Origin of the sequence: Acinetobacter sp. TG2027, from assembly GCF_000302435.1 — a bacterium.
Lineage (GTDB): Bacteria > Pseudomonadota > Gammaproteobacteria > Pseudomonadales > Moraxellaceae > Acinetobacter > Acinetobacter pittii.
Window position 1 is genome coordinate 1 of sequence record NZ_AMJN01000017.1, and the last position, 8,012, is coordinate 8,012.

Genomic DNA, 8,012 nt, shown 5'->3' on the forward strand with positions numbered 1-8,012 from the left:
CCATACAGGCATTTCAAATCCGGGCGGTTTTCATTCCGTTTCACTGCATAAAAACCGAACCCACAACCCAGCAGAGGTGAACATGGCCAGCTACCACTTCAGCGTCAAAAGCAAAAATAAGGGCTATGCGACCGGCCATTATCTCTACATTTCCCGGCTGATGCAGTATGAAGGCATCCGCAAAACCAGCAATGAGACCATAGAACATATTGAACCTGGTCGATGTATGCCTGCCTTTGTAAAAGATCCCATTGATTTTTGGCAGGCAGCAGATACGTATGAACGAGCCAATGCCAAGGCCTACATGGAGTATGAAATTGCCCTACCGAATGAGTTCACGTCAGAACAGCGTAAAACGCTCATAGAGACGTTTTTAGACAAACATATAGTTCCACAGCAATATCCGCACTCATACGCCATACACAACGTAAAATCACGTATCAGTGGCGAAGATCAGCCTCATTGTCATCTGATGTTCTCGCTAAAAGCGGATGACGGCATTGAACGCAGCGCAGAACAGTACTTCAAACGCTATAACCCTCAAGATCCAGCCAAAGGCGGTGCCAAAAAAATCCAACTTCAAGATGGCCATGAAGACTATTCCACTTTTTTGATCTATATCCGAAAACAATGGGAAAATCATTTGAATGATGCCCTTGCACAGCACTGCCCGACCGTCACCTACACACTGGATGGCCAAGACATCACCATCAAAAATCAGGTTTCAGCAGACAGCTATGAAAAATATAACGAGATCCACAGCACGCTATACCTTCCAGAGCCCAAACTAGGCGTTGGACAACAAAATGCGACAGCGGAATATCTCGCCCAAATCCAAAAAATCAGAGAACACAACCAGCAAGAACGAGAACTCGAAGAACGCCAAAAGCAATTAGATCAACAACATGAATATTTTTATAGTGCTGAAAACAACCCATTTTCATCATTGGAAGTCATGTATTACCTGAATTACTTAATCAAGAATGCAACAAATAAGGACAAACTAAAAAATGATTTGAATGAAATTATCAAAAACCAAGGCCCTATACTTAAACAAGAAGCTTGGTCCATCTACGAAATGAATGAAAAACTAGAAGACTCAAGACGTAACAGTACCCCATGTTTTGAGTTCAAGGTGCATTCACTTCCTGAATACGTATTACCGATACAAAATACGCCTCCCAAACGCACTCAATCAGAACCAGTACAACCTAAAGCTGATGATTATGATTACGGTGGCCCTGGTTTTTAAGCTCAGTTGGTTTTATCCAAAGTTTACAGAGCGAGTGTCTACGAGCGAACAGACACAATTAAAATTTTTGCCATGCTTTTTCCCTGATTACAAACTCCCCTTTGCTGCTGAGACTGAGATACAGAGCATCCCGGAGGGTGCGAACAGATTTAATTTGCATCTAGGTCGAGCGAAGCGAGTATAAAAAACTTATGAGCGAAGCGAATTCCGAGTTGCTTTTGCTTTTTTGAAGTTATCACGAGATTAACCCAAAAATTGCCCCTTCGAACTGAGCGTAAGCGAAGTTCAATAGAGTTTGAGCGTAGCGAAAACATAGGGCAATTTTTCATTCTTTCCTTTTTAATATATTTTAAATCTTTTAAATCTTTTCAGTCGTCTCTGTGCCTTATATAGCAAAGGTTTCAGCGTTTAAATATGACGGATTGACTACTAACTATGACGGATTGACTACTAACTATGACGGATTGACTACTTAACTATGACGGATTGACTACTAACTATGACAAGTATATATTTGTCATATATTAGAAAAATCAATGGTTTTGTTTTGAATAAAAATCACGTTGTAAAATCAAATCAAGTAATAGAAGCATCGTATCAATTAAGTGCCGTAGAGCAACGAATTGTCTTAGCTGCCATTTCACGGATTCCCAAAAATCAGCCTATTACAGATGATGAGTTATACCCTGTTAGCGTCGATGAATTAAAACAATTGGGCGTACATGAGAAAACTGCATACAGAGATTTAAAGGAAGGTATTAATAGACTCTATGAGAGGTCTATTAACCTCAGTATTGATGATAAATCTATAAAAATGAGATGGGTGCAAGAAATCCAATTTTTAGATAGTCAAAGTGTCATTGGAATCCGTTTTTCAAAACCCATTCTGCCATTTATTTCCAATCTAAGTAGAGAATTCACCAAATATGCCTTATCAGACATTGCTGGGATCAATAGTGGATACGGTATTCGTATTTATGAGCTACTGGTTCAATATCGGCAAATAGGTAAGCGTGAAATTTCTGTTGAGAGTTTACGGACAATGTTAGAACTCGGTAAAAAGTACCCATTATTCGCTGATTTCAAGAAACGAGTAATTGACACTGCTATAGACCAAATCAATGAATATAGCCCTTTAAAAGTCACTTATGAGCAGAAAAAAACAGGGCGTAAAGTCACTCATATTATCTTTTCTTTTAAAGAAAAATCTAAATCCATAACACATACCTCGAAAGATTTTTATCAGCTATCTGATGCTCAAATTAATCTATTCGGGAATCAATTATCACGTTTACATGAGCTTTCCCATTTAGCCTCAGAAGGTGAAAGTTATGAGATTTTAGCTGCTAAAATTAAGGATATGCTTAGAAACCCTCACCAACAACAGCAGTTTTTGCCACACTTAAAGAACTTAGGGTTTAAAGCTTGAGTGTATTGAAGAATACACTTATTGTATTCTTCAATACGTATCCTAAATACACAGCAATACACTATGAAAACAAGTACAAAATACAGTGTTAGTGATGCAGCCACACTGTATAAGAAATCTCGTGCTACACTTTATAAAGATATAAAAAATGGGGTGTTAAGTCGTGATCATGATGGCTCTATCGACTTCTCTGAGTTACTCCGCGTTTATGGTGAACCTTTTAGTGGAAAACACTCAAAACACACTGATACGTCTCCAACACAAACTATAAATACACCTGAATACACAGACAATACAGTTATTGAACTAAAGAATCAGATCGATTTTCTAAAGAAACAGTTAGAAAAAGCAGAAGATCGCGAAGCTAAAGCAAATTCTCGTATTGATACATTACTTACCCTAATTGAAATGAAGCCAACTCAGGTTCATCCCACACCAACTTCAGATCAATCTTCAGTGCAATCTAGTCCATCTCAAGTAGAACCTACATTGAATGTAGATAACGACAAACATGACGGATTGACTACTCCGGAAAAAACGGAAAATAAGCGTATTCCGGTGCCGGAGCCGGTTGAACCGGAGCAGCCGAAAAGAGGGTGGTTAAGCCGGTTTTTCTTGCCGAATGGCTAAGGGTACTATTCAACTGAGCTAATCAAAGTTGTAAGGATTTGATTAAAGAATAGCCATATTACGTGAAAGATCACAAAAAAAAGCCCGTACAGGGATGTTCGGGCTATAAAATAGAAACTACAGCATTGATTTCTATAGATAATTATAACGCATTTCGTATAAGGTGTATTATGTTAATTTTAGAAAATCTTCAACCTCACCTTAAAGAATTAATCTACTAGAGGATGCTCTTTCATTAAATTCTGTATGTCATTTGGGTCATAACAACCACATAAGCCTAGAAGAACTATGTCGGATATAGCATCAATACAACAACCTGAAACGACTTGCATACGTTGATTTTTGTCATATCCAAAAACTGTATATGTCAAATCTTCATCATCAAAATGATCTTTACAGATTGAACAGCAATCAGGGTATTTCTTCAAAACCTTATCAATATCCTTTTGCTGAGTAACAGTAACGCTCATATAACAACTCAAATAACTTTTCTTGGTCATAATTTTACATCTATATTTTTCTGAATATCCTTTTATTTAGCATGATGGGCGTTATTTGGAACGAGAGCGGACAACTCTCGTTTTTTGTTATGGAAACTGCTAAAATACAAGTACGCCATTGACGTATAAAGAGTCCATGTTATTTATTGAAACCAGCATCTTTACCAAGCAAATTAAAGACCTTGTATCTGATGAGGAATATCGTCAACTTCAGGAAGATCTTTTGGTACAGCCTGATAGAGGTGATCTAATCAAGAATGGCGGTGGTATTCGCAAAGTACGTTGTGCTCAAGGTAACAAAGGAAAAAGTGGTGGTATTCGGGTGATTTATTATTGGGTCACCGAGGATGATCAGATATTTTTCTTATTGGCTTATCCAAAATCAGTGAAAGATAATTTAACAGATAAGGAAACAGCCATTCTGCGCCAACTCGTGAAGGAGCAATTTCATGGATAACAACTTATTTGATGACTTGGTTGCTTCAATCAAAGAAGCTGGAGCTATCAAACGTAAAGAAGTTAAAGCAAGTCGAGTTACAGAACTCGAACTACCAGATATTAAAGAAGTACGTGAAAAAACAGGCTTGAGCCAAAATGAGTTTGCTGCACGTCTGCATATTAGTCCTCGTACCCTGCAAAATTGGGAACAAGGTCGACGCTATCCAACTGGACCAGCAGCTACATTAATTCGAATTTTAGATGCTCATCCAAGCCTTATTTGAAAAAATTACTTAAAAAAATGGGAGCTAAGCTCCCATTTTTAAATTCGTATAACGGCCATTATGTTAAATGGAATGTTTATGAGAAATTAATAGTCTATTTTTGTTTGAGATTGAAGTATATTTAAAAAAGTTAAGTTGTTTTTTTAAATGCATAACTTCATCTTTTAGTTTTTTGATTTGTTGCTCTCTTTCGTCCTGTATAGGGTAAGTAAGTTCACCAAATTTTCTAACTAACTGACTGTATTCAATCAATTTATTGTAGTCAAGTTCGAAATCTCCGCTTTTTATATATTTAAGTATAGTCGAGCGAGGTTTTTTATACGCTATAGCAGCATCACTGATCGAAAATTTTTTTAAAAAATGATGATTTTCACCTAGCATACTATTTCACTTAATGCATTATTAATTTCGTATATATATGTTAATAAAATTAACACATACAAGATATAAATCTTTAATCATTATTGGTTAATAATTGAACGTTTACTTTACACATGCCCTACTCTGATAATTTTTCTATTATTAAATCAATATGCTTTTAAAAATTTATATTATTAACATAATACACCTTATGCGAAATTCCAATGTAAGCCCAAAATAGAAATGTCCGGTTTACCGATTGCTCGACCTAAGATCTCAGAACATAAGAATTTGATGATCACCCTGGTTCTCAAAACTCGATACTTTATTGAAAAGTTCTATCGAGGCTTATAAGTCCCTGAAACAAAAAAATGCCTGAACTTCAGGCATTTTTTACGTCATCACTAACAGCTTACAACAATCAACAAACGAGAGTTTTAGTCTTTTGAATACGACTTAATTTTTTCAAAAATAGGGTAAAAGTCTACACCCTCATCTTTCATGCTAGAAAGTAAGTAAACCAGAACAGCGATATGAGTAGGTACTTTTCCGATCTTTTTATAGTTAGTTATGGAGTTTGGATTCATGTCCAATAAGGTTGCAAATTCCTTAATTGAAAGACCTGCTTTCCCCATAAGTCTTTGAAATTCTTCGTATGGCATCGTGATAAATACAATCTGTTTGAATTAGAAGTATAACACAGACTATAAAACTTAAAAAAAACACATAAAAAATGTGACAAACACATTTTTTATGTGTTATAAATAGCTTATCAACTAACCTATTTATCCTTACTATCGGAGAAATGTAATATGTACTCATACCCGGATTCAAACACTGAAAAGAAAATTGCTCTCATGATCATCAATGACTTTTTCATTCAAAAAGCCCATGAACTGTGGATCTTTTTACAACTCGATCAGTGCTTTAATGATTATGAAGCCACACTGATTTGGACTCGACGTTATTTAGAGAAGCATCCTGAGTGTGAGTACAGCGATATTCAAAAAGCCTTTGTTTCTTGTTTCCCAGAGCACTTCTTCAGCTTTGACTGTTAATTTATGAGAGGCACGGTAAAAAATCGGGCACTGTTGCAAATAGAGATTTGAGTCGATGATGTTCCCTTTAAAAAGTACTTAGAGACCGAAAACCCTGTTGATTAGACACACTTCACCCTGAGGCTGACCATAATAAAATGACGATGCTTGTCCTTTACGTAGTGCACGCATGACTTCAATACCTTTAATTGTGGCATAAGCCGTCTTCATAGATTTGAATCCTAATGTGGCCCTGATGATCCGCTTTAGCTTGCCATGATCACATTCAATCACGTTATTTTTATACTTAATCTGCCTGTGCTCAAGGTCTGGTGGACATTTACCTTCCCGTTTTAACCGTGATAAAGCACGTCCATATGTGGGTGCTTTATCCGTGTTGATCACTTGTGGAATTTGCCACTTCTTCACATTATTTAAAATTTTTCCAAGAAAACAATATGCTGATTTGGTATTACGTCTAGAAGAAAGATAAAAATCAATGGTATCGCCACGTTGATCGACTGCACGATACAGATAAGACCATCGTCCATTCACTTTTACATAGGTTTCATCAATATGCCACGAGCTCAGATCTGTAGGATTACGCCAATACCAGCGTAAACGTTTTTCTATTTCAGGAGCATAACGTTGAACCCAACGGTAAATAGTCGTGTGATCAACATTCACACCCCGTTCGGCCAGCATTTCCTGCAGTTCACGATAGCTAATGCCATATTTACAATACCAGCGCACAGCCCAAAGAATGATTTCGCCCTGAAAATGCCGACCATGGAAAGGATTCATATGCTGCACCTTTAGCTAAAACAGTCTTCAGCTTACCATTCGTGGTTATTTGCAACAGTGCCTTTTTCACGCCCCAATTGGATAAAAATGAACAATTTCGTAAATTATAAATCCTTAATACTAAAGTTACATGTTATTTATGATTAAAAATCATTTAAATGATACATAATTTCATGAACTTTCAGATTGTAACTTTAGGGTTTACTCTAAATTTACATAATGTCTCTGTATACGAAATTCGATTGTAAGCCCAAAATAGAAATGTCCAACTTCTCTAAAATCCCTGCTAAATAAACTACTCTTCGCCTTTTTCTAAGGCCTTTTTAATTTCAATTACTGACAATAATTCTCCGCCCTTTTGCCAGGTATGTAATCCTTCTAACACCTGAATAAAAAGTTTATTTGCTTTAAAATATTCATTTTCATATGTCTTAACATCTTTAAAAATTAAAGATTTACGTACTTCATTATGAAACTTTGTCGTATTCACAATCCGATTGGTAATCTGTTGAGGAGTATCATTGCTAATATCAATATTGAGTTTCTTAAATGCGACAAGAACAGCACCACCTAATTCAAATTTACGTTGATTTTCAGCTTTGCGTTTTTTCCCAGCATCCTTCTTCTGTAGCTGACTCAAATACAATTCTAAATCACTGTATTCAAGCTTTTGCGCTTTAAAATTCAGATACCGTGTCGCCAAGGTTTTTAAAATATTTAGTTCCATCTGATCTAGTGCATTCTTTTGAAAAAGTTCATACAGATCTAAAAACTTCTGTTCATACTCGGTTTTAAGAGGCAGATTATTCAACTCTTCAAACAGCAATTTCAACTTCAGATGTTCACGATAAGGTTTTAAAGCCTCTTTGACCAGAACCTGATCTGTCTGAGTTAGCCCCTCAAAATTACAATCAACACTATTTAAAGCCTTTAACACTTGAGATTGAAGATCAGAAAGCTGTTCTTGCTGTTCTAAAAACTCTACAAATGCATGTAACTCAGCAATCTGTAACAACTGAGCAGGTCGACCACGCTTTTTTGCTTTTTCCATTTCCATCATCTGCCGCCAAATTTTCAGACTGCCCTCTTTAAATATGGTTTTACCATATTTAAAGAGGGCAGTCTGAAAATAATTATTTAATATAAAAATAAAATTTCTTGAAAAGAATTTTTATTTTTATATTAAATAATTCGCACTTGACAGTTTCTCCTCATCGGAGAAACTAGTACGCAATGGGGCGCTTCCCCCTTGACCCCCTTCAACCCGCTTTTTCAGCC

Annotated in this window: 11 protein-coding genes; 6 read left to right on the forward strand and 5 right to left on the reverse strand. The window is 36.2% G+C overall.

Annotated features, from left to right (window positions below):
- Positions 1-82: 82 nt before the first annotated feature.
- The 3 genes from B806_RS0105015 to B806_RS0105025 all read left to right on the forward strand — a co-directional run bounded on the left by B806_RS0105015 (position 83) and on the right by B806_RS0105025 (position 3,311).
- Positions 83-1,252 (forward strand): MobA/MobL family protein, encoded by a 1,170-nt coding sequence (locus B806_RS0105015; RefSeq protein WP_004698297.1) that lies wholly within the window; start codon positions 83-85, stop codon positions 1,250-1,252.
- A gap of 547 nt (positions 1,253-1,799) precedes the next feature.
- On the forward strand, positions 1,800-2,681 hold the full coding sequence (gene repM / locus B806_RS0105020) for a replication initiation protein RepM (protein ID WP_005804946.1): 882 nt from the start codon (positions 1,800-1,802) through the stop codon (positions 2,679-2,681).
- A gap of 63 nt (positions 2,682-2,744) precedes the next feature.
- Positions 2,745-3,311 carry a plasmid replication DNA-binding protein gene (locus B806_RS0105025; RefSeq protein ID WP_000858429.1) on the forward strand — a complete coding sequence of 189 codons (567 nt, stop codon included), beginning with the start codon at positions 2,745-2,747 and terminating at the stop codon, positions 3,309-3,311.
- 209 nt (positions 3,312-3,520) lie between these two features.
- On the opposite strand, the gene B806_RS0105030 is transcribed toward B806_RS0105025, so the two are convergent.
- Positions 3,521-3,781: a hypothetical protein gene (locus B806_RS0105030; RefSeq protein WP_004698336.1), complete on the reverse strand. Its 261-nt coding sequence runs from the start codon at positions 3,779-3,781 to the stop codon at positions 3,521-3,523.
- Between the two features lie 166 nt (positions 3,782-3,947).
- Here B806_RS0105030 and B806_RS0105035 point away from each other — a divergent pair, with 166 nt between their 5' ends.
- Positions 3,948-4,268, forward strand: a complete 321-nt coding sequence (locus tag B806_RS0105035) for a type II toxin-antitoxin system RelE/ParE family toxin (RefSeq protein ID WP_004698338.1) — start codon at positions 3,948-3,950, stop codon at positions 4,266-4,268.
- Complete coding sequence (gene nadS, locus B806_RS0105040) at positions 4,261-4,533, forward strand: NadS family protein (protein ID WP_000369781.1); 273 nt, start codon at positions 4,261-4,263, stop codon at positions 4,531-4,533. Before B806_RS0105035 ends, nadS begins: the two co-directional genes overlap by 8 nt.
- 63 nt (positions 4,534-4,596) lie before the next feature.
- Here the strand turns inward: nadS and B806_RS0105045 are convergent, their stop codons facing one another.
- Both B806_RS0105045 and B806_RS0105050 read right to left on the reverse strand, forming a co-directional pair.
- Entirely contained in the window at positions 4,597-4,914 is a 318-nt protein-coding gene (locus B806_RS0105045; protein ID WP_005065053.1) for a hypothetical protein, read from the reverse strand.
- Positions 4,915-5,330: 416 nt separating this feature from the next.
- Positions 5,331-5,555, reverse strand: coding sequence for a helix-turn-helix transcriptional regulator (locus B806_RS0105050; RefSeq protein ID WP_004676219.1), 225 nt, complete (start codon positions 5,553-5,555; stop codon positions 5,331-5,333).
- 150 nt (positions 5,556-5,705) lie between these two features.
- On the opposite strand from B806_RS0105050, the gene B806_RS0105055 reads away from it, so the two are divergent.
- Positions 5,706-5,951 carry a hypothetical protein gene (locus B806_RS0105055; protein WP_004282220.1) on the forward strand — a complete coding sequence of 82 codons (246 nt, stop codon included), beginning with the start codon at positions 5,706-5,708 and terminating at the stop codon, positions 5,949-5,951.
- A gap of 78 nt (positions 5,952-6,029) precedes the next feature.
- Here the strand turns inward: B806_RS0105055 and B806_RS0105060 are convergent, their stop codons facing one another.
- Positions 6,030-6,734, reverse strand: a complete 705-nt coding sequence (locus B806_RS0105060; protein WP_001067784.1) for an IS6-like element IS1006 family transposase — start codon at positions 6,732-6,734, stop codon at positions 6,030-6,032.
- A 295-nt stretch (positions 6,735-7,029) separates the two neighbouring features.
- On the reverse strand, positions 7,030-7,791 hold the full coding sequence (locus B806_RS0105065; protein WP_000425105.1) for a hypothetical protein: 762 nt from the start codon (positions 7,789-7,791) through the stop codon (positions 7,030-7,032).
- Positions 7,792-8,012: the final 221 nt, after the last annotated feature.